This is a genomic window from Xenorhabdus bharatensis (assembly GCF_037996705.1).
Taxonomy (GTDB): domain Bacteria; phylum Pseudomonadota; class Gammaproteobacteria; order Enterobacterales; family Enterobacteriaceae; genus Xenorhabdus; species Xenorhabdus bharatensis.
Window position 1 is genome coordinate 1 of record NZ_JBBMXG010000029.1, and the last position, 21,360, is coordinate 21,360.

Annotated in this window: 20 protein-coding genes; 7 read left to right on the forward strand and 13 right to left on the reverse strand. The window is 45.7% G+C overall.

Annotation, left to right across the window (positions count from 1 at the left end):
- From AAC855_RS19340 to AAC855_RS19350, 3 genes are all read right to left on the reverse strand, one after another.
- Positions 1-463 (reverse strand): glutamine amidotransferase-related protein (locus AAC855_RS19340; RefSeq protein ID WP_340611742.1); only part of this gene is annotated, 463 nt, incomplete at its 3' end.
- A 307-nt stretch (positions 464-770) separates the two neighbouring features.
- A complete protein-coding gene (gene ppiA, locus AAC855_RS19345; protein ID WP_340611744.1) occupies positions 771-1,340 on the reverse strand; it encodes a peptidylprolyl isomerase A in 570 nt (189 codons plus the stop codon).
- Positions 1,341-1,577: 237 nt separating this feature from the next.
- Positions 1,578-2,540, reverse strand: a complete 963-nt coding sequence (locus AAC855_RS19350; RefSeq protein ID WP_340611745.1) for an AEC family transporter — start codon at positions 2,538-2,540, stop codon at positions 1,578-1,580.
- Positions 2,541-2,665: 125 nt separating this feature from the next.
- On the opposite strand from AAC855_RS19350, the gene AAC855_RS19355 reads away from it, so the two are divergent.
- The gene (locus AAC855_RS19355) at positions 2,666-3,562 is read left to right on the forward strand and encodes a LysR family transcriptional regulator (protein ID WP_340611746.1); all 897 of its coding nucleotides are present in this window, start codon (positions 2,666-2,668) and stop codon (positions 3,560-3,562) included.
- Positions 3,563-3,670: 108 nt separating this feature from the next.
- The gene (yihA, locus tag AAC855_RS19360) at positions 3,671-4,294 is read left to right on the forward strand and encodes a ribosome biogenesis GTP-binding protein YihA/YsxC (protein ID WP_340611748.1); all 624 of its coding nucleotides are present in this window, start codon (positions 3,671-3,673) and stop codon (positions 4,292-4,294) included.
- 93 nt (positions 4,295-4,387) lie between these two features.
- Here yihA and spfP read toward each other — a convergent pair whose 3' ends face one another.
- The 4 genes from spfP to AAC855_RS19375 form a co-directional block, all read right to left on the reverse strand.
- Positions 4,388-4,435, reverse strand: coding sequence for a small protein SpfP (gene spfP, locus AAC855_RS21800; RefSeq protein ID WP_438361642.1), 48 nt, complete (start codon positions 4,433-4,435; stop codon positions 4,388-4,390).
- A gap of 280 nt (positions 4,436-4,715) precedes the next feature.
- Positions 4,716-7,553, reverse strand: coding sequence for a DNA polymerase I (gene polA / locus AAC855_RS19365; protein WP_340611750.1), 2,838 nt, complete (start codon positions 7,551-7,553; stop codon positions 4,716-4,718).
- Positions 7,554-7,918: 365 nt separating this feature from the next.
- A complete protein-coding gene (dsbA, locus tag AAC855_RS19370; protein ID WP_340611752.1) occupies positions 7,919-8,542 on the reverse strand; it encodes a thiol:disulfide interchange protein DsbA in 624 nt (207 codons plus the stop codon).
- 17 nt (positions 8,543-8,559) lie between these two features.
- The gene (locus AAC855_RS19375; RefSeq protein WP_340611753.1) at positions 8,560-9,537 is read right to left on the reverse strand and encodes a serine/threonine protein kinase; all 978 of its coding nucleotides are present in this window, start codon (positions 9,535-9,537) and stop codon (positions 8,560-8,562) included.
- Positions 9,538-9,778: 241 nt separating this feature from the next.
- Here AAC855_RS19375 and mobA point away from each other — a divergent pair, with 241 nt between their 5' ends.
- The 3 genes from mobA (at position 9,779) to AAC855_RS19390 (ending at position 12,187) form a co-directional block, all read left to right on the forward strand.
- Positions 9,779-10,381, forward strand: a complete 603-nt coding sequence (gene mobA / locus AAC855_RS19380) for a molybdenum cofactor guanylyltransferase MobA (protein ID WP_228859814.1) — start codon at positions 9,779-9,781, stop codon at positions 10,379-10,381.
- Positions 10,378-10,938, forward strand: coding sequence for a molybdopterin-guanine dinucleotide biosynthesis protein MobB (gene mobB / locus AAC855_RS19385; RefSeq protein ID WP_340611755.1), 561 nt, complete (start codon positions 10,378-10,380; stop codon positions 10,936-10,938). Before mobA ends, mobB begins: the two co-directional genes overlap by 4 nt.
- A 499-nt stretch (positions 10,939-11,437) precedes the next feature.
- Positions 11,438-12,187, forward strand: a complete 750-nt coding sequence (locus AAC855_RS19390) for a hypothetical protein (protein WP_340611757.1) — start codon at positions 11,438-11,440, stop codon at positions 12,185-12,187.
- A 115-nt stretch (positions 12,188-12,302) separates the two neighbouring features.
- On the opposite strand, the gene lsrG is transcribed toward AAC855_RS19390, so the two are convergent.
- The 6 genes from lsrG to lsrA all read right to left on the reverse strand — a co-directional run bounded on the left by lsrG (position 12,303) and on the right by lsrA (position 18,198).
- A complete protein-coding gene (lsrG, locus tag AAC855_RS19395; protein WP_340611759.1) occupies positions 12,303-12,602 on the reverse strand; it encodes a (4S)-4-hydroxy-5-phosphonooxypentane-2,3-dione isomerase in 300 nt (99 codons plus the stop codon).
- Position 12,603: 1 nt separating this feature from the next.
- Positions 12,604-13,488, reverse strand: a complete 885-nt coding sequence (gene lsrF / locus AAC855_RS19400; protein ID WP_099120274.1) for a 3-hydroxy-5-phosphonooxypentane-2,4-dione thiolase — start codon at positions 13,486-13,488, stop codon at positions 12,604-12,606.
- Between the two features lie 56 nt (positions 13,489-13,544).
- A complete protein-coding gene (gene lsrB, locus AAC855_RS19405) occupies positions 13,545-14,582 on the reverse strand; it encodes an autoinducer 2 ABC transporter substrate-binding protein LsrB (RefSeq protein ID WP_340611804.1) in 1,038 nt (345 codons plus the stop codon).
- An 87-nt stretch (positions 14,583-14,669) separates the two neighbouring features.
- Complete coding sequence (gene lsrD, locus AAC855_RS19410) at positions 14,670-15,668, reverse strand: autoinducer 2 ABC transporter permease LsrD (RefSeq protein WP_340611761.1); 999 nt, start codon at positions 15,666-15,668, stop codon at positions 14,670-14,672.
- Entirely contained in the window at positions 15,665-16,693 is a 1,029-nt protein-coding gene (gene lsrC, locus AAC855_RS19415) for an autoinducer 2 ABC transporter permease LsrC (protein ID WP_422824412.1), read from the reverse strand. The genes lsrD and lsrC overlap by 4 nt, the downstream gene beginning before the upstream one ends.
- 5 nt (positions 16,694-16,698) lie before the next feature.
- Positions 16,699-18,198, reverse strand: a complete 1,500-nt coding sequence (gene lsrA, locus AAC855_RS19420; protein ID WP_340611806.1) for an autoinducer 2 ABC transporter ATP-binding protein LsrA — start codon at positions 18,196-18,198, stop codon at positions 16,699-16,701.
- Between the two features lie 381 nt (positions 18,199-18,579).
- On the opposite strand from lsrA, the gene lsrR reads away from it, so the two are divergent.
- Both lsrR and lsrK read left to right on the forward strand, forming a co-directional pair.
- A complete protein-coding gene (lsrR, locus tag AAC855_RS19425) occupies positions 18,580-19,635 on the forward strand; it encodes a transcriptional regulator LsrR (RefSeq protein ID WP_340611765.1) in 1,056 nt (351 codons plus the stop codon).
- Between the two features lie 89 nt (positions 19,636-19,724).
- Complete coding sequence (lsrK, locus tag AAC855_RS19430) at positions 19,725-21,317, forward strand: autoinducer-2 kinase (protein ID WP_340611767.1); 1,593 nt, start codon at positions 19,725-19,727, stop codon at positions 21,315-21,317.
- Positions 21,318-21,360 lie beyond the last annotated feature (43 nt).

Here is a 21,360-nt window from a genome sequence, read left to right on the forward strand (position 1 = left end):
CATCCACATTACCATCATGTTGGCTCCATGCGGTGACTTCAAAAGAAGCCGGTAATGTTTCTGCCGCGACAACTAAAGAGTGGTAGCGGGTTACTGTCAGCGGTCGGTTCAGTCCTTTGAATACACCCTGCTGATTATGGTGAATTAAGCTGGTTTTACCATGCATCACTTCACGGGCTTTAACAACACTCGCACCAAAGGCTTGCCCAATCGCCTGATGCCCGAGGCATACGCCCAGAATAGGCAGTTTCCCGGCAAAATGAGAGATGACCTCCAGTGAGATCCCGGCTTCATCCGGTGTACAGGGACCCGGAGAGATCACCAAATGGGTCGGTGCCAGCTCTTCGATATCTTCAAGCTGTAGCTCATCATTACGTTTAACTAAAACACGCGTCCCTAACTCACAAAAGTATTGATATAAATTGAATGTAAAAGAGTCGTAGTTATCTATTATTAATAGCATAGGATCACATCCTACTGATTTTTATAGTTTTATATATTGCTTTGCCCTATTGGGCACTGTGCGTTATGTATTACGGTAAAATCAGGTAAATCAACGTCAACGATAGCAGGACACTCATCATACCACATAAGCTACTTTAAAATAGGGTCGGGAACCAGCGGAGTGAACCGTGGTTACAGGAGTGATGAAAAAGCGTTGAGATGGGAACGGTATTTTTAAGAGCCTGACACTTCGGAAAAGTGTAATAACCGGCAAATACCGCCCATATTCTAATTAGCAGGTAAAAAACGCTGTTTTCTCATCAGAATTACTGAGAAACAACCTTAGCAGAGAGGATGATAATGGGTTTAACCGGAACATTCTGATAAGGGCCAACATTTTCTGTTTTGACCTGAGAAATCTTGTCAACCACATCCATGCCTTTTACGACTTTACCAAAAACAGCATAACCAAAATCACGCTGACCATGGTCAAGGAAGGCATTATCTGCCGCATTGATAAAAAACTGGCTGGTTGCACTATCCTTATCTGCGGTACGTGCCATTGCTATCGTGCCACGCAGGTTGCGCAACCCATTATCAGCTTCATTTTTGATAGGCGCTTTGGTTGCTTTCTGCTTCATATCTTTTGTAAAGCCGCCTCCCTGCACCATAAAGCCGGGGATGACACGATGGAAAATCGTATTGTTATAAAACCCCTCATCCACATATTCAATAAAGTTTTTGGTGGTGATTGGTGCTTTATCACCATTCAGCTCAAGCTCTATTTCACCCGCTGATGTCACCAGCTTTACATAAGTTCCGGCAGCCAGTGCTGGGGCAGCCATCACGCTAATAGCACATGCCGTTATAAGCGGCACAAAAATACGTTTAAACATTGATGGTTCCTTTATTTTTGAGGTCAATAACAAAACTCTAAAATCAGTAAAACTCAATAAGTGTAATTCCCCATCAAGCTAAGTGGTAAAGATTTACTCATTTTTACGAGCAATAACACGTTTTACTGAATAATATCATCTAGATAAATACTATCTTCCCATATTTCGGATAGTATTTATTTTTTGAATAACGCCCGTCTTGATATGTATTCATACAAATTAGGCTGGAATGCGTTGTTAAACCGAAAGAAACTGTAATATAAGCGGGATAGTAATCAATGCAACCAGAAGTGAAATAATGATAGAAAGCGAAATAACTTCCTGCCTGAAATTATATATTCTGGCGAAAATATAAACACTGGCACCGATAGGTTGTGCAGCCATAACAACAGCAACAATCAGCCAAATATTATGGAGTTGTTGCATACCAAATAAATAATAAGCACAAATAAAAGTCACCCACGGTTGTATTCCTAATTTCAGTAATAACATCGGTGCCACCAATTTTAGGGCATCTTTATTGATGTGCTCTTTTAAGTTAAACCGGGATAACCCTAACCCCAATGCAAATAACGCCGTTGGCCCTGCTGCATTTGCCAGAAAGTGGGTAAGTGACCGTAGAAATTCCGGCAGTGGGATCCTGAACACAACAAAGATTAATCCTGCGATAACTGAAACAGTGAGTGGGTTGGTAAAGGTTGTTTTTAGTGCTTTCGCTATACTGTAGAAAAAAGAAACTCGGCCATTAGCACTGTGCCGTGTGGCTGCCATATCATAGCTAATGATGACCGCTATGATGGCGGGTATGTTGTGTAAAATCGTCGCGATTGCCGCCGGTAGCGCTGCGGATTCCCCATAAATGGAGAGCAATATTGGGATGCCCATATATCCCGTTGTGCCATAACAGGCCCCCATACTTAAAATTGAAGATTGAGGAAAACCAACCCCCATCAATTTTGCGATGGCAGTTCCCATAGCATAGACAATGCAGATCCCGACTAAACTGGCGCCTATAAATCCCCACTGTTCTAACTCGTTGATATCTGAACGTGCGATAGAAAGAAATAATAAGGCTGGCAGCGCGATGTAGAGAACGTAATCATTAATCAGTTTATCGGAATTACCGCTATCAGGGCGTATGCGACCAAAACAGTAGCCAATCAGTATGATGAGAAATATAGGAATAACGATCATAAACATTGAATAACTCCTGTACAGGTCAAAGTTATTTTTTGGCAATATTGCGATAACGATTTAATTTTGTTAAATAAATAATTCCTTTCTTATCATTGAATTTATCAATGATGGCAATGCAGAGGTGTCCTATGGAGCAGAATATGCGTGCTGAGTGTCTGGATGGTCGGCAAGTCACATTTGAACAATTACGAGCATTCGTCTTCGTCGCCAAACACGGCGGATTTACCCGTGCAGGAGAAGAATTAGGAAGAACTCAATCTACACTTAGCTTGAGTATTAAACGACTTGAAGAAGATATTGGCTGCCGTTTAATTAATCGACGACAAGGGCAGATTATTGGTTTAACCAATGAAGGAAAACAACTCTTACCCGTAGCAAAAGATATTTTATTTCGCATGACACAAGCCCTGCACTCAGTGAAGTCATTTCAGCTAAGAGGCAGGATAGCTCTCGGTGTGCCGGATGATTTCAACATTAAAAACCTACACCAGGCTATCTCATGGTGTCTAGAAAAAAATCCGGGGTTAAAGATAGAAATTACGGCGGCGTCCTCTCCGATACTCTCGGCTATGACCGAAAAGCAACAATTGGATGTTGTTATTCTTAAAAGTGTGGAAGGGAAATCAATCAATACTGAGACTGAAACACTTCTTCAAATTGATCCATTGCGCTGGGTTGCTTCAAAAGATTTATATTTCAATGAACTGCAAGAAATACCTTTAGTGACTTTTTCTGAGGGTTGTGTCATCAGAGCCTGTGCTATTAAGGCATTGGAAGATGTGAATAAGCCCTATTTTTTGGCGTATGTCAGCGCTTCATTCAGTAATATCAGCAGTGCAATACAACATGGTTTGGGGGTCGGTTTATTACCAGACAGTGCCATCACTGATGATTTATGCGTTTTATTTTCTAAACATGCTGTCCCCAGCGTTCCGGCAATTCAGCTTGCTCTTAAAATTGTAACTCAAGGTGAACTGTACACACTTTTTGCTGAATATCTGCGCCGTTCACTGGCAGAGTCTTGATCTCTGCTTCACAACAAGGGCAGTCAAAAAGTTAACCTGTCCACAAGCCGCTGCTCTCGCTATAATCACCGCGCTGTTTTTCGTGTATTCCGCAGGGAGATAACCATTTTGACCATCAAGAACTATAACTATCACATGACCCACTTTGTCACGAGTGCGCCAGACATTCGCCATCTGCCTCCGGAGACAGGCATTGAAGTCGCGTTTGCCGGTCGGTCAAATGCAGGTAAATCCAGTGCCCTGAATGCACTGACTCGGCAAAAGAGCCTCGCCCGTACCAGTAAGACCCCCGGACGTACCCAGCTGATTAACCTGTTTCAGGTAGAGGAAGGCATACGTCTTGTTGACCTGCCGGGTTATGGCTATGCGCAAGTGCCAGAGGAGATGAAAATCAAATGGCAGAAAGCACTGGGCGAATATCTCCAGAAACGTGAATGTCTGCAAGGGCTGGTTGTGTTGATGGATATCCGTCATCCGCTGAAAGATCTGGATATGCAGATGATCGAATGGGCCGTTGTGATGCAGGTTCCCGTCATGGTTCTGCTGACCAAAGCCGATAAACTGGCCTCAGGCGCACGTAAAAGCCAGTTGAATAAGGTACGTCAGGAGCTGGCCTCTCTGGAAGGTAACATTCAGATCGAGAATTTCTCTGCTCTGAAAAAAATCGGTATCGATAAACTTGAACAGAAGCTTGATACTTGGTTCAGCCAGCCTGCTATTGAGGTGGAGTAACTTCCACCTTTTTCTCTCCCTTCCTCGGAAAGAACCGTCAATCACGCATAAAAAAACGCCCCAGCCAAAAGAGATGGCTGGGGCAGCTAATATTCAGCTAAATCCGATTACGTGAAGTAAAAGGTCTGAAAGATAGAACATCTTACCTCTGTACCCTACGCCGACAACTTTACCTTATTTTTTTTATCAGCAAAAGATTTTTTTGTAATTAATTTTCATAAAACACCTCGATTCAGCCCCAATTATGTGATCAAACACCGAGATTACACCATTTTTTTTGTAGTTTAATTACATATTTATGAGATCTAGATCTAATCTAAAAGTGAGCCAAAATTCTTTTGTCATGCCTCTTCACGGCATAACAGAGAGATTTCTGGCTCATTAAATCGACGTCATTTACATAAAAATTATTCAAGAAAAATCAGTGAGCCTGATCCCAATTATCACCCGTCCCTACATCGACTTTCAGAGGGACATCGAGCTGCATGCTTTTCTCCATCAGCTCTCTGATTTTCTGTTCTGCGGTGGCCAGCTCTGACTCATGCACTTCAAACACCAATTCATCGTGAACCTGCATGATCATACGCACCTTTGGCTGTTCACGGACGATCCAGTCATCGACTGCAATCATGGCCAGTTTGATAATATCCGCCGCAGTTCCCTGCATTGGCGCATTGATAGCTTCGCGTTCAGAGGCTTTGCGACGCATACCATTTCGTGATTTGATATCCGGCAGATACAGGCGACGCCCTTCCAGTGTTTCAACAAACCCATGCTCAGCAGCCTGCTGACGGGTACGTTCCATATATTCCAGAACGCCCGGATAACGTTCAAAATAAAGATCCATATAACGCTGGGCTTCTCCACGCGGGATCCCCAACTGACGGGATAAACCAAACGCACTCATGCCATAGATCAAGCCAAAGTTAATCGCTTTAGCACTGCGGCGTTGCTCGCTCGTCACCTGCTCCAGAGGGACGCCAAAAACTTCTGCGGCGGTTGCGCGGTGAATATCTTTCCCCTGTGCAAAAGCCTCCAGTAAGCCTTTGTCCTGCGATAAATGCGCCATAATCCGCAACTCAATCTGCGAATAGTCCGCTGCCAGAATGCGATAACCTTCTGGTGCAATGAATGCCTGACGGATACGTCGCCCTTCTTCATTGCGGACAGGAATATTTTGCAGGTTAGGATCACGGGAAGAGAGACGCCCGGTTGCGGTTACAGCCTGATGATAAGAAGTATGAACCCGCTGTGTCACCGGGCTGACCATCTGTGGCAGCTTGTCAGTATAGGTCGATTTCAGTTTTGCCAGACCGCGATGTTCCAGAATAACTCTTGGCAACTCATGATGTTCCGCCAGTTCTTCCAGCACTTCTTCATTAGTAGATGGCGCCCCGTTCGGTGTTTTTTTCACAACAGGCAGATTCATTTTTTCAAACAAAATTACCTGCAATTGCTTAGGTGAAGCCAGATTGAATTCTTCGCCAGCCAGCTCATAAGCCGATTTTTCCAGTTCGAGCAAACGCGCCGTAATTTCTTTTGAATGCTCTGCCAGCGTGTTGGCATCAATCAGGACACCGGTTCTTTCCATACGGGAAAGCACCGGAACCAGCGGCATTTCGATATTCTGGAAAACTTTTTTCAGTGTCGGAACAGAATCAACCTGTGGGTACATAGCCTGATGCAAACGCAGAGTAATATCAGCATCTTCCGCAGCATATTTAGCCGCTTCTTCCAGCGCGATCTGGTTGAAAGTAAGCTGTTTTTTACCTTTTCCGGCAATCTCTTCAAAAGTGGTGGTTTTATACCCTAAATGACGCTCTGCAAGGCTATCCATATCATGCCGCCCTGCAACACTGTTCAGCACATAGGATTCCAGCATCGTATCAAAAACAATACCATTCAGTGCCACGCCATAACGTTCAAGTACACCTCGGTCAAATTTCAGATTCTGACCAATTTTAGGCAGATTCGCATCTTCCAGAAGTGGTTTCAGCGCTTCAAGCACCTCATGACGATCCAGTTGTTGTGGTGCATCCAGATAATCATGCCCCAGCGGCAGATATGCAGCCTCAACATTCGGTTCTCCTTCTGTCGGGTTTTCCACATCATCGACCGGAGTGACAACGGCAAAAGACATGCCCACCAGATTAGCGGTTAACGTATCCAGCCCATCGGTCTCTGTATCGAAAGAGAATGCCGGAGCCTGTTTCAGTTTTTCAATCCACTCATCAAGGGATTTCCGATCAAGGATAGTCTGGTAGCTTTCCGGAGAAATATTGACAGCAGCGGGTTTTTCGGGGGCTGGAGATTTTGGTGCAGTGCCTGCCGTTGATTTTTGTCCGCCTTTTTCCGCCGAACGGCCTTCCAGCCAACTGCCGCCTTGTACATCATTCAGCCAGCGTTTGAATTCGTAGCGGCTGAATTGTGCCAGTAATTCCTCGTTATCAGGGGCAGCGACCGCCAGATCCAGACAAGTTTTATCCAGTTCAACATCAGTTTTAATGGTTGCCAGCTGATAAGAGAGATAAGCCACCTCTTTATGCTGCTCCATTTTGCCGCCCAGTGTTTTTGCACCACGGAAGCTGAGCGTTGCAATCTCACCCAGTCTGGCATAGATATCATTCAGCCCCCCAAGCCCCTGTAATAACCCTAAAGCTGTTTTCTCACCGACACCCGGTACACCCGGAATATTATCGGAAGAGTCCCCCATCAGAGCGAGGAAATCGATAATAAGTTCTGGAGGAATACCATATTTTTCAGTGACCTCGTCCGGCCCTAAAATAGTGTTGGTCATGGTGTTTATCAGGGTGATATTCGGCGTGACCAGTTGAGCCATATCTTTATCACCCGTACTGATCAGAACAGAGCGGCCTTCTTTTTCTGCCTGTAGTGCCAGTGTACCAATGACATCATCCGCTTCAACGCCCGGCACAACCAGAACGGGTAACCCCATCGCCCTGACCATGTTATGCAAAGGCTCAATCTGATCACGCAAATCATCCGGCATCGGCGGGCGATGAGATTTATATTCAGCAAATAATTCATCACGAAATGTTTTGCCTTTGGCATCAAACACAACCGCGACATGGCTGGGTCTATACTGCATGATTAAACTGCGCAGCATATTCAGTACACCATACATGGCGCCTGTCGGTTCGCCTGCACTGTTTGTCAGAGGAGGGAAAGCATGGTATGCGCGATAAAGGTATGAAGAACCATCAACCAAAATCAGGGGATTATCTGCTATCTGTACCATAAAATTGTCTTCGTCGTTCTGGAGTATGAATAAAGAATAGAATGCCACACTGTGCTGTCATAGACGAATGTTGCGATCATTTTCTCGTTCTGATACCCGCTCTTTAATAAGTTTTCTGATAAATGAATTGTGGATAACTTTGTGCACAAAAAATTGGCACATAAAACAGATTTATGTATATCCATATCAAAAACGGATAACTAGAGGTAAAAATCAATGAATTACGTCAAATATTACGAAAATATTGCAATTGCTTACAAATCACTGACTTGTGGATATAACCGGAGTTTATGTTATGAAAGGGTAATTTCAGCAAGCATTGTGCCAGCCCTGTAATTAACTGGCACACTGCTTGTTTTTATCGCTTATTTCTTTGTTAGCAAATAATTCACGACTTCAGAGAATTTTGTGGCGTAGTCCTGAACGGATTTAGTCTCAATTCCACCATTATTGACCATGTATTTGCCCAGTACAAAAGTGGCCGGAACACCCTGCAACTGAAAATCCTGAGCCGCCTGACGTTCTTTAGAGGCTACCGATTTCACGATGAAACTATTCAGAGCTGCGTCATAATCCTCACCAGAAATACCGGCTTTAATAAACGCATTACGGATATCAGCTTTAGTATTGATAGTCTGAGTTTTCTGAATCCCATCAAATAATACAGGTAACACTTTATCCTGTACTTTCATCACAATAGCGACAGCCCAGGCATCGGTCAGATCTTTCCCCAAAGGCCCCAGAAAATCGACGTGATAGCGTTCATGCGTAACACCTTCCGGCAGGTTTTTTGCTATCGTACCGGGAACATGAAAGATATTTTCAAACTGGTAACAGTGCGGACAATAAAAAGAGAAAAATTCCACAACCTGAGGTTGATCAGCTACCGCTTTTTTAAGTTCAACATACTGCTTGCCTTCAGAAAAATCAGAAGCGCTGGCATTAAATGCCATAAACACTCCCACCAATGCGAACCAAAATTTTTTCATCGTGATCTCCAGAAAAATTAATACATCGGGGTTAGCTGTAAGGGGGGTTCCTGTAACAGCCGGATTTGTTCAGCAAAAAGACTTATCTGCTTATGCCAAAAGTCACTGTCAGCCATCCATGGAAACGCTTTGGGAAAAGCAGGATCCTGCCAACGACGAGCAACCCATGCCAGATAATAGACCATCCGCATCGCACGCAACGGTTCTATCAGAGCCAGTGTTTTCAGATCGAACTCCGCAAACTGGTTATATGATTCAAGCAGAATATCCAGCTGAATCAACTGTTCTTGCCGTGAGCCGTTGAGTAACATCCATAAATCCTGAATCGCCGGGCCATTACGGGCATCATCAAGATCAACGAACCATGCCTCGTCGCGCCACAAGATATTACCAGCATGACAGTCACCATGCAGCCGTAATCCCTGCCAGTCAATATTCCATTGTAACTCAACAACTTTATTCAGTTCGTCCAGCGAAGCAAAGAAAGCAGCCCTATGCGCATTCGGTATGAGGTTGCATTCTGTCAAATATTGATAGGGTTGATACAAATATTCGTTGAGGCTGATGGTTGGACGAGCTGAAAATGTTTTCTGGTAACCTATCTGATGAACCTTTCCCAGTAACCGGCCGACATCTTCCAGCTGATCAAAATTATCAGACTCATACTGACGACCGCCTACACTGGGGAAAACAGCAAAAAAGAATCCGTCATGCTCCAGTACTGTCTGCCCATCAAGAACCAACGGCGCAGCCACCGATAAATCTGCCTGCTGTAACGCCAGCGTAAATTCATGCTCTTCCTGTATTTGTTGCCGGTTCCAGCGCTGAGGACGATAGAATTTTACGACATAACGTTTACGGTCTTCATCCATAAACTGGTAGACCCGGTTTTCATAGCTATTCAGCTCCGTTAAACCCGAATCAACACGCAGACCAGACTGCGCCAGCGCATCCATTATCAAATCCGGCGTAATATTTTGAAAATTAAAAGCCATAGTTTCTGCCACAACAAAGTTCTCTTTAATCAGTCGTTAATCATACCCTGAGGGTACAGTGAACAGCCCGCAACCATAACCCGTCTTACAACAAAGGGACATGATTGGGAGAAAAAATTGGGCTGTCAACGCGCGTAAAGGTTATACTCATTTGTTCATATAAGCACTGTTACATATTGATTCACAAGGGTTACATAACCAAAGATAAAATATATCGGTTAAAAATATCAGGTGATTTAACATGACGTATCCAAAAATCAGTGGTGCCATTCTGGCCGGAGGGCTATCCACCCGTATGGGCGGAAATGATAAGGGATTACTGCAATTCGGTGGAGCACCATTATACCAACACATAGCTGCAAAATTGCAGCCACAGGTTCATGAACTGCTGATTAACGCCAACCGCAATCAGGCAGTGTATCAACAAAGTGGTTATCCCATTATTCCTGACATCATCACTGATTTTTCCGGGCCATTGGCCGGAATGCTGGCAGTATTGAAGAAGGCTATTCATGAATGGGTGATATTCGTACCTTGCGATGTCCCTGATTTCCCTGATGATCTGGTGGAAAAACTTTGGCGCTATAAACAACATGCGTGGGCGGCTTATGTACACGATTGTGAACGCGCCCATCCGACACTTGCCCTGATGCACCGTAGCCTGATCCCCAGACTGGAAAGCTACCTTGCATTAGGTGACAGAAAGCTGATGTTCTTTATGCAAATGATTAAAGCAAAAACCGTCTATATTCCACATCCAGAATCCTTCACCAACCTGAATACACCAGAAGAGTGCCAAAACTGGCAATGCCAGCACTGGGAATGTCTTCGGGAGTCAGCATGAATCAAAGTAACACCCCAATGAATTTGCCATTACTGGGGATCACCGCTTACAGTGGAACCGGTAAAACCACCTTGCTCAAACAGGTTATTCCCCTGTTACGCCAGCAACAAATCCGGGTGGGGTTGATTAAGCATACTCACCATAATATGGATGTCGATAAGCCGGGCAAAGACAGCTATGAGCTGAGAAAATCGGGAGCGATGCAAACACTGGTTGCCAGCCAACAGCGCTGGGCCTTAATGACAGAAACCCCCGAACTCCCCGAACTGGATTTGCATTATCTCGCCAGTCGGTTTGATGCAACTTCACTGGATTTGATTCTGGTTGAGGGGTTCAAAAATGAAGCTATTGCGAAAATCGCCCTGTACCGGGATGGATTAAATCATACCTTCGAAGAACTCATTGATCCCTATGTCATCGCTGTCGCCAGCGATATCCCGCTGGATACATCACTACCACAACTCGATATTAACCAACCGGAACAGGTAGCTGAATTTATTGTGAAGTGGCTTTTATTAACCCCTCCGGCAACTTTCTCGCTGGCTCATTCACAATAAAAGAAAACTGACCCGCCAACGGAATATAGTTTCATTAAATAACTATTTCATTTCTTAATAACCCCTGAGATTTATATCGAAGGGGATTCCCTACTTTAATTCATATTCATAATTTCTTTTATTAATGTAATTTCAAATTGAAATAATTTTAGCTAATTGTAATACATGCCATACAGTGGTGGTCATTTTATTATGAAAAATAAAAACGGCAATATTACCGACCTCAGATTACACCATCGAATGATTTTATTTTTTAAAATAAAAACATCGATAAACAAAAGGAAATAAAAAATAACAAAAGGATAAATAAAACTCGATCAGTATAAAAACAATTAATCCAATTGCTTTTATATCAAACAAAAATCTCACCTTAAATAATACGTAATTCTCCAGTTACGAGAACGCGAATTATTTAGGCGGAAATACTTCAAACCATTTAATCAGGTTATTTTTCATTCTTAAAGAATAACCATTTTAATTATATATAGATAAAGGAATAATGATGATCAAGACAGATAAATATCAGCCAGTTGGCGACGCAAGCGTTGGCTACCCACAAATTTGTATTCGAACTAACCGAACCGCTGAACGTACGAATGTAACACCAATGATAGCCGCAGCGATGTTTATTGCGCAAAATTTTCCGTGGAGCCTGAATGATAATGAGAAAGAAGTTGTCATTAAAGGCGTATTAAAGTTACTGGGCGTTGCCTTTGGTAGTGGCGGTTTTGGTCATGCATGGGTTATTTACTTTAATAGTGAAAAAGAGGGTGATAATACTTCATATGCTTTTCATCCGGGATATGGATTCGTAAAAAACTCAGAACATAGCACGACTGATGATTCAGCAGAGAGAAAATTTCACATGCAGCATTGTGTGAAGATTAATAACAACGCTATCACTCCTGAATTTATAGAGCAGAATTTTATTCCTGAATTAGTCGATGAAAGTAATCAGTTGTCAAAACTGATGAAGCTGACTTCTGAAGATATGAAGAATGGTGCGTATACGCCTGTAACAAACTGTTCATGGTTTGCAGGAAAACTATGGAACCAGATCATGCAACTGGAATTCGAACAATCTGGTGAAAACGGTATCAATCAGCTGGAATTCGAGCAAACTATTGGCAATGATATCAATATGGAAGAATTGGCAGAGCAATTGGGCCTACCATTTATCAAGGAAATTAACGGTATCGGAGACCCTGGCATGCTTGCAGAAAGCATTAAAAATGTCTTGAGTATTTAACGCAAAATTTCTGCTGAATGTAATTACAAATAACTGGCTTAATTAGGCCAGTAACAATAAACAAAAAAATAAATGCCTTGGCGTTATCGTCAAGGCATTATTCCCAATTGAGGATTTATTTTCCTTCCGGCATCAACCCAATAAACGTGGTCTTTTTCCGGGGTTCACTCATCAGAGCTTCCAGTTTCTCAACACAGCGCAAATAATGTGGTGTTGTTTTATGAGCCGCAACGGCTACCTCATCAATATAGGCTTCATAGATATAAAACCGGGTCGGGATATTCTCATCCTGCAATACGTCAAACCGTAAATTGCCCGGTTCTCTCACCGAACCAAGGTGATTATCACGGAATACCTCGATAAACTCGGCGATCTTGTCCGCTTTGACATTAATCTCAACTAATGTAACGTGCATATTATTCTCCCTTTGCTTTCTCACTCAGGAACAACTCATAAGCCTGAGCAGGCTTTTCATTGTGATGCACGACTGCCTGAACCGCTTTAAGCATGGCTATCGGTGCTTCTGACTGGAAGATGTTGCGCCCCATATCGACACCGGATGCACCCTGATCAATGGCCTGATAGCACATGGTTAACGCCTCCAGCTCCGGTAACTTCTTACCTCCGGCAATCACAATCGGCACCGGGCAACCGGCCGCAATCCGTTCAAAACCGGTATCAACATAATAGGTCTTGATGATATTCGCGCCCATTTCCGCAGCAATGCGGGTTGCCAGTGAGAAGTAACGCTGATCACGCGCCATATCCTTACCTACGCCGGTTACCGCCATCGTCGGCATACCATAACGCGTACCCTGATCCACCAGCTTGATAATATTCTTGATGGACTGATGTTCATACTCTGAACCAATATAAACCTGTGCCGCCACAGCACAGACATTCAGCCGGAGCGCATCTTCCATGGCAACAGCAACCGCTTCATTAGACAGCTCTGTCAGCATGGAGTTTGCACCGGATGCGCGCAGTACCACCGGTTTATTGGTTGCCGGCGGAACCTGACTGCGCAAGATACCGCGCGTACACATCAGCACATCAGTGTGTTCAAACAGCGGAGCAATATTGATGTCGATACGCTCCAGCCCGGTTGTCGGCCCCTGAAAATAGCCGTGATCAAACGCCAGCATCACCGTTTTATTGGTTGCCGGATTGAAAATTCGCGCTAAGCGCGACTGCATTCCCCAATCCAGCGCGCCACAACCTTTCAGTTCAAACAGCGTATTCTTTTGCGGTGTATCAATGCCAAAATCTTTACCGTCTTTGATATCATCTAAATCTGCCATTCTTCTCTCCAGAAAATAACAGAGTCAGGCTGTGTGCCGACTCTGCGAAACATGAATCAGAAATCGTATTGGTTGATGTTTTCTTTGGTAAAAATCACGCGCTCCGGCATCACAACAATGCCGTTGCCCTTCGCTTCAAAGCGATATCCCTGAACGCTATTCGGTGAAACCTCAAGTGTACCGATGTCAGGAATAGCTAATTTATCGCCCACATTCAGGTCGCCCTTTTTCAGCATTTCACTGGCAACATGAATCGCTATCTTGCCCTGTTTAACCACATCCCACAGGGCAAACTGTTTGACTGTCCCGTTTTCGACATAAGGACGCATGACATTCGGCGTGCTGAACCCGACAATCGCCACATCCTTACGTTTCAGGTTTTCCGCCGCTTGTGCCGCCGCAGGCAGCGCATTAGCATCCGGGGCAATAATCACATCCAAATCATCCCATGCTTTCAAAATGCCTTCCGCAGTCTGTAAAGACTTGGTCGCATCGTTGTAGCCAAACTGAGTGGTCACAACTTCCCAGTCAGGATGTTCTGCGGTAATTTTGGCCTTAGCTTCTTTCACCCACTGGTTTTGATCTGTCACTGTGGGGCTGGAGTAAAAAAACGCCACTTTCGTTTTTCCCTGTTTCTCCGCTTTTTCTTTTTTCACCTGACTGGCGGCCATTTCCACTAACAACCCACCCAACTGTTTTGGTGTTCCCTGATCGATATAGATGGAACGGCATTCTGGTGCAGTGTCTGAATCCCACGTCAGTACTTTTACGCCGCGCTGCATCGCCCGTTTCAATGCCGGACACAGGCCATCCGGTGATACTGCCGACACGATAATTGCGTTATATCCCTGATTCACAAAATTATTGATGAGCTGTACCTGCCCCGCCACACTTGGCTCGGTCGGGCCATCATAAGTGACATCAATCCCCAGCGCCTTACCCGCTGCCACTGCTCCCTGCCCGCCGCTGGTAAAGAACCCGACCCCCACCAGCTTCGGAATAAACGCAATCCTGTCAGCAGCCTGTGCCCAAGAAGCACATGCCAGACTCAATACACTCGCTAAAACCAGTTTTTTCATTGCCGATTTTTTCATTATCAGTGCTTTCATGCCTGTCTCCGCTTTTTTCTCTTTCAGTTCAGGAACCGTTTTCTATTTAAGAAATCTTTCAGGAGTAGTTCATTAAAAAGCCGATGCCCGCCAACGCTGCCACCAGTCCCGGATCTGATGGCGATGCAGAGAAACAGAACGCCCGACCACCACCACGATGAGCAAAGCGCCGGATAAGGCGCTGGATATCTGATTCGGAACCCCCATCATTTGCAACCCCTGCTGCAAGTAGCCCACCAACAGAACAGCCAATGCTGTACCGATAACAGAACCTGAGCCACCATAGATATTGGCTCCACCTAAAACTGCCGCAGTAATGGCTGGCATCAGGAACGAACTCCCCAGATCTGAGCGGGCGGAACCAAAATAAGACACCAGAATGATCGCAGCCAGAGCCGAAGACAAACCCAACAGGACATACAGCAGGCACAGTGTTTTATTGACAGGGATCGCCGCATAACGCGCGACACGGTTATTCATCCCAATCAGAAAAACGTTGCGCCCCCGATGAGTGCGATGCATAAACAACCAGAACCCGATGACACAAAAAATAAAAACAACCAACGGGACAGGCAGTTTAAATAGTGTCAGATTGGCAAAATCAGTAAATGAAGACGGAAAGCCCCCAATGCCTTCATAACCTGTCGCACCGGATAACCCCGACAGTAATAACGCACTCCCGCCAAACAGGTACATGGTTCCGAGGGTAATCACCAGAGGATTCACACCGGTATAGAAAATCAGCCCGTAATTAATCAGGCCACATACCATTCCCACAATCAGGGTCAAAGGAAGAGCGGCTATTATCGGCATGCCAGCCTGATTCATTATCCCCAGTGCAATGGCGCATAAACCGATAACAGCCCCGAACGAAATATCAATTCCGCCACTGACAATCACCATCGTGAGCGGCAGAGCAACAAGACCAATACAGATAAAGTCACTGGTACTGAACAACAATATATTGATATCCAGCATGCGAGGATTGGCTATACCAAATAACAGAATCTCCATTACCAGCAGAATAGCGAGAGCAGTTTCCCATCCATGACGTTTAATCGCACTGATCATGATGTTCTCCTGCCTGCTTCCGATGAATGGGTTACGGGTTCATCGTCGGGTTTAAGAAAACTGGCATAACGTTGCTGACGTAGGTTCTTTTCAACGGCGCTACGCAACCGGCCATCAAGTACCAACACCAACAACAGAACCAGACCGGCAATAAAATCATTCCACCATGCCGGTAATCTGAGTAATACCAACACACTGTCGATTTGTGTCAGGAAATAAGCACCGAAAATCGCCCCTATCACGGTTCCCACGCCGCCCAGCAAACTGATACCCCCCAACACACAGGCAGCAATCGCTTTCATTTCCAGCCCGCTTCCGGTCTGATTCGGAATAAATCCAATCTGAGCCACAAAGACAATGCCAGCCAGCGCCGCCATCACACCATTTGTGGCAAATGCAGCAATACGAATGCGATTCACCGGCACACCAATCTGTCGCGCCCCTTGCAGATTGTCACCGGTAGCATAGAACCCGCGGCCAAAATTCGTTACCTTCAGCATCCACGTCATTGCTAAAACCAGTAAAATCAACAACCAGCCGATGAACGAAATACCCAATAAAACAGGTCTGGCAAGCTCTTTCACATCAGCAGGCAGGCCCTCGATCCATTTCCCGCCCGTCAGTAGTAGCATCAAACCCCGATATAACCCCAGCGTACCTAACGTGGCGACAATGGCCGGAATTTTCAGCCAGACCACCAGCACACCATTTATCAGACCCGCAGTCATACCCGCCAGTAATGTTATGAAACACGCTATCGACAAAGGAAAACCGGCATTGAGTGATATCCCCAGCACCACAGCACATAAACCGGTGGTGGAGCCGACAGAGACATCAATATTACGCGTGAGCATCACCAGCACGGCGCCCATTGCCAGCAACATCAGGATTTGCGCATTCGCAAAAATCATAGTGACAGTCTGGAAACTAAAAACATCATGTTCCAGACTTCTTAACAAGGCAAACAAACCTAAAATAGCTATTAATGCTGTGGCTTCACGATTGTTCTGGATAAAAGTCTGGATGAATTTCAACATAACGCCCCCTCACCAAACGAAAGATGCATAATGGCATCCACACTCATATTGGATTTATCAAGGTGGCCACAGATTTCGCCGTGATGCATCACCAGTGCCCTGTCAGCCAGCTGTACAATTTCATCAAGATCAGAAGAGATAAGCAGAACTGCCACCTGCTGGCTGGCAATACTGCGGATCAGCTGATAAATATCAGTACGCGCACTAACATCAACACCTCGTGTCGGTTCATCAATAATCAAAACAGCGGGTTTCGCCTCCAGACATTTCGCAATCAAAATCTTCTGCTGATTGCCGCCTGACAAAGTACGCACCGGCTGACTGGCATGACTGTAACGAATGTTGAGTGCCCGACGATAACGCTCAAGCACAGCGGCATCATAGGCAGGGCGAGCCCAGAAAGCATTCTGGTTATGAGTCAGTGAGCACACATTCCAGCTCAGGGAAGCATCAAGGAATAATCCCGATGCCTGCCGATCTTCCGGCAGATAAACCAGACCACGCCGCAGACGGGCTGCGGTATTCAACGCATTAAGTCCCTGACGATGTAAACGGATCTCGCCACTCACCACAGGCCGTAATCCATATAACGTTTCCGCCAGTTCCGTGCGACCTGCCCCCACAACGCCCGCCAGACCGACAATCTCTCCGGCTTTCAGGGTCAGTGAAATATTCCGGAAGCCTTCACCACACAACGCCGTCACTTCAAACATAGAATCAGCGTGAGCACCAGCGCGCAGACGATTTCCGGCATCCAGCCATAACTTCTGCGTTTTTGTTAATACCGAATCTTTTACCGTGGGCGTGATTGCCTGAATAATGGTTTCTGTTGAAAAGCCCGCCATTGCACCGCTGAGAGCAATCATTCCATCCCGCATCACACTGACATAATCAGCAATCTGACGAATTTCAGGGAGTTTATGGGAAATAAAAATGATCCCAACTTGTTGCTGCTGTAAATCCCGTATCCGCTCAAACAAGCGTTCTGTTTCGGCGGGAGTCAGTGAGGCTGTCGGTTCATCAAGAATAAGAATGCGGGAATTGCGCATCAGACCACGCATAATTTCCACTATCTGCTGATCCGCGACATCCAGACTGCCCGCAGGCGCACTCAGATTTAACCGGCAGTTCAGCTGTGTCAGCAGTTGCTGCATCCGGCTTTTATTGGCTAGCTGCTTAGGCAGGCGAAACAGAATATTTTCCTGAACAGAAAGATTAGGAAATAACAAAGGTTCCTGCGGTACCAGATAAATGCCCAGTTGGTGCGCTTTAGCCGGAGTCAGCTGACTAAGGGTGTTTCCTTCGATCATCAGCGTTCCTGCATCCGGCTGCTCAAGGCCCGCAATAATCTTCATCAGTGTGGATTTACCGGCGCCATTTCCCCCCAATAAGGCATGAACCTGCCCTGCCTTCAGAGTGAAGTCAATCTGCTGCAACACGACTAAACCGGCAAACTGTTTAACGATCCCCCGAACAGCGAGTAGCGGTAACATAGGTAATGTATTAGCGGCTTGTTTTTGTGACGAATGCTTTTGTGGCGAATAGTGTTGTGATGGATGCCTTTGCAATAAATGAGTTTGCAATGAATCATTGGCGGAATTGCTTTTTGACATCATGCTACCTCAGGGTGTTTATGATTTTGCTGCTTTCCATCCCAATTCTGACACTGACTCCGATACTCAATGTGAACATTTATAAGATTAAAAATCTTTTGTTCATGACTCTAATTCATATTATGAAATATTTGCAAAATTTTGATCACATTTTATGAAAAAATTAGATCTCCATTAAGATATGTTCAATTTTTGTGGAATACCTCTGGCACGACAGAGGCTTTCATGCTTAATTCATTTTCAGGGAATAAATAAGTTGTTATGACAATCAAACCAAACAAGAAAAAATCAGCATCAGAAAAAAACGTGTCATCCGGTGATCTTCATTATTCGGATCAGGGCTATACCAGCCATAGCTATTCAGAAAATAGTTATTCAGAAAACAGCGATTCAGGAAACAACATGAGTGAAGAAGAACTACTGGCCCGGGTTGCCTGGTTTTACTATCACGATGGCCTGACACAGGGAGACATCGGTGAACTGCTTGGCCTGAGCCGGCTTAAAGTCTCCCGTTTACTGGAAAAAGGGCGGCGATCCGGTGTGATCCATGTTCAGATAAACTCTCGCTATGAGGGCTGTCTGGAACTGGAAGATGCGCTGAAAAAACGTTTTAATCTGAATAAGGTACGTGTCCTTCCCACCCTTGAAAGCATTAACCTGAATACCCGGCTAGGTACCGGAGCGGCCCATCTACTGATGTCACTGATTGAACCCCGCCAACTTCTGGCGATCGGTTTTGGTGAAGCCCCCATGTGTACTTTACAGCATCTGAGCGGTTTTATTTCCTCCCAACAGATCCGTCTGGTGACGCTGTCCGGTGGTGTTGGCCCTTATATGACCGGTATCGGACAACTTGACGCAGACTGCCCTGTCAGCATCATCCCTGCACCACTTAGGGCATCAACCCAACAGGTAGCCACAACATTCCGTGAAGAACGCAGTGTGCGGGATGTCATACTGACTGCCTGTGCTGCTGATATCGCCGTTGTCGGCATTGGTGCCATCAACCAAAGGCAACAGGCGACTATTATGCGTTCCGGCTATATCAGCGATGGTGAACAACTGATGTTCGGGCGCAAAGGTGCAGTCGGGGATATTCTCGGGTACTTTTTCAATGCTGAAGGTGAATTGGTCAGTGATATCGATATTCATCAGGAACTGATCGGCCTCTCACTACCAGAGCTGAAAACGATACCAAATGTGATTGGTGTCGCAGGTGGAACTGAAAAAGCTGATGCCATCGTTGCAGCGCTAAAAGGCGGCTATATTAATTCACTGGTCACAGAGGAAAAGACCGCAAGGGCGATGCTGATGTGATTATCTAATAACCTATTTCCTGTGCCATATCGTAGTCCTTAATCAACAACCAGCAGGCTAATGAGATAACGACAAGCGAGGATAGCATCATGAACCAACGCACTCATGCTCACTCATCAGAGAAGTATCTGATGGCGCTTGATGCAGGAACAGGCAGTATACGTGCAGTCATATTTGATCTGGAAGGTAATCAAATCTCTGTTGGACAGTCAGAATGGGTTCACCAGCCTGTACCGAATGTGGCAGGCTCAATGGAGTTTGATCTGCAAACCAACTGGCAACTGACCTGCCAATGTATCCGGCAGGCTTTACAAAAGGCTGAACTACCAGCCAGTGCCATTCAGGGAGTTGCTGCCTGTTCAATGCGGGAAGGGATCGTCCTGTACAATCGGAACGGCGATCCCATATGGGCATGTGCCAACGTTGATGCCCGTTCCAGTCATGAAGTCAGTGAACTGAAAGAGCTGTACAATAATACGTTCGAATATGATGTTTATCGCTATTCCGGTCAGACATTAGCGTTGGGAGCAATGCCCCGCTTATTGTGGCTTGCCCACCACCGTTCTGATATTTATCGGCAAGCCAGCACGTTAACCATGATCAGTGACTGGCTGGCCTATATGCTGAGTGGTGAACTTGCGGTTGATCCTTCCAACGCAGGCACAACCGGTATGTTGGATTTAGTGAGTCGCGATTGGCGCCCCAGCCTGCTGGAAATGGCCGGATTGCGTTCCGATATTCTCTCTCCCGTCAAAGAAACAGGCACATTACTCGGATACGTCACACACAAAGCGGCAGCAGAGTGTGGTCTCGACAGCGGAACGCCGGTCATTATGGGAGGTGGCGATGTTCAGCTCGGTTGCCTTGGTATTGGTGTTGTCAGGCCCGCTCAGACCGCAGTGCTTGGCGGTACATTCTGGCAGCAAGTCGTTAACCTGCCGGAACCGATGACCGACCCCAATATGAATATCCGTATTAATCCTCACGTTATCCCCGGCATGGCACAGGCAGAATCTATCAGCTTCTTCACCGGCCTCACCATGCGCTGGTTCCGCGATGCTTTCTGCGCCGAAGAAAAACTGATGGCAGAGCGGCTGGGTATTGATGCTTACGCTCTGCTGGAAGAGATGGCAGCGCGGGTTCCCGCCGGATCATATGGTGTGATGCCAATCTTCTCCGACGTCATGCGCTTTAAATCTTGGTATCACGCTGCACCTTCCTTCCTCAACCTGTCGATTGATCCGGAAAAATGCAACAAAGCCACCCTGTTCAGGGCATTGGAAGAAAACGCAGCTATCGTCTCAGCCTGCAATCTGGATATCGTTGCAACATTCTCCGGTGTTCAGCCTGATTCTCTGGTTTTTGCTGGTGGAGGTTCAAAAGGCAAACTCTGGAGCCAGATCCTCTCCGATGTCACCGGATTGCCGGTAAAAGTTCCTGTCGTTAAAGAAGCCACGGCTCTGGGATGTGCTATTGCTGCTGGCGTTGGTGTGTCATTGTATGACTCAATGCCGGAAACGGGGGAAAGACTGGTACGCTGGGAGCGGGAATATCTACCGAACTCAAGTCACTGGGATGTTTATCAAAAAGCTAAAAAAGATTGGCAGGCAGTGTATGCAGATCAACTTCATCTCGTCGATGATGGCCTGACAACTTCGTTATGGAAAGCGCCGGGTTTGTGATTTTTTATTGAGTGGCCTCTTATTAATCAGAGGCCAGAATAAA

What these genes read in the sequence shown, in the direction of transcription:
- mobA (WP_228859814.1), top strand. Translation starts at nt 9,779, where the DNA reads ATGACGTATCCAAAAATCAGTGGTGCCATTCTGGCCGGAGGGCTATCC.
- lsrG (WP_340611759.1), bottom strand. Translation starts at nt 12,602, where the DNA reads ATGCACGTTACATTAGTTGAGATTAATGTCAAAGCGGACAAGATCGCC.
- lsrK (WP_340611767.1), top strand. Translation starts at nt 19,725, where the DNA reads ATGAACCAACGCACTCATGCTCACTCATCAGAGAAGTATCTGATGGCG.
- polA (WP_340611750.1), bottom strand. Translation starts at nt 7,553, where the DNA reads ATGGTACAGATAGCAGATAATCCCCTGATTTTGGTTGATGGTTCTTCA.
- AAC855_RS19375 (WP_340611753.1), bottom strand. Translation starts at nt 9,537, where the DNA reads ATGGCTTTTAATTTTCAAAATATTACGCCGGATTTGATAATGGATGCG.
- AAC855_RS19390 (WP_340611757.1), top strand. Translation starts at nt 11,438, where the DNA reads ATGATGATCAAGACAGATAAATATCAGCCAGTTGGCGACGCAAGCGTT.
- lsrF (WP_099120274.1), bottom strand. Translation starts at nt 13,488, where the DNA reads ATGGCAGATTTAGATGATATCAAAGACGGTAAAGATTTTGGCATTGAT.
- lsrB (WP_340611804.1), bottom strand. Translation starts at nt 14,582, where the DNA reads ATGAAAAAATCGGCAATGAAAAAACTGGTTTTAGCGAGTGTATTGAGT.
- AAC855_RS19355 (WP_340611746.1), top strand. Translation starts at nt 2,666, where the DNA reads ATGGAGCAGAATATGCGTGCTGAGTGTCTGGATGGTCGGCAAGTCACA.
- lsrR (WP_340611765.1), top strand. Translation starts at nt 18,580, where the DNA reads ATGACAATCAAACCAAACAAGAAAAAATCAGCATCAGAAAAAAACGTG.
- mobB (WP_340611755.1), top strand. Translation starts at nt 10,378, where the DNA reads ATGAATCAAAGTAACACCCCAATGAATTTGCCATTACTGGGGATCACC.
- lsrD (WP_340611761.1), bottom strand. Translation starts at nt 15,668, where the DNA reads ATGATCAGTGCGATTAAACGTCATGGATGGGAAACTGCTCTCGCTATT.
- lsrA (WP_340611806.1), bottom strand. Translation starts at nt 18,198, where the DNA reads ATGTTACCGCTACTCGCTGTTCGGGGGATCGTTAAACAGTTTGCCGGT.
- AAC855_RS19350 (WP_340611745.1), bottom strand. Translation starts at nt 2,540, where the DNA reads ATGTTTATGATCGTTATTCCTATATTTCTCATCATACTGATTGGCTAC.
- dsbA (WP_340611752.1), bottom strand. Translation starts at nt 8,542, where the DNA reads ATGAAAAAATTTTGGTTCGCATTGGTGGGAGTGTTTATGGCATTTAAT.
- ppiA (WP_340611744.1), bottom strand. Translation starts at nt 1,340, where the DNA reads ATGTTTAAACGTATTTTTGTGCCGCTTATAACGGCATGTGCTATTAGC.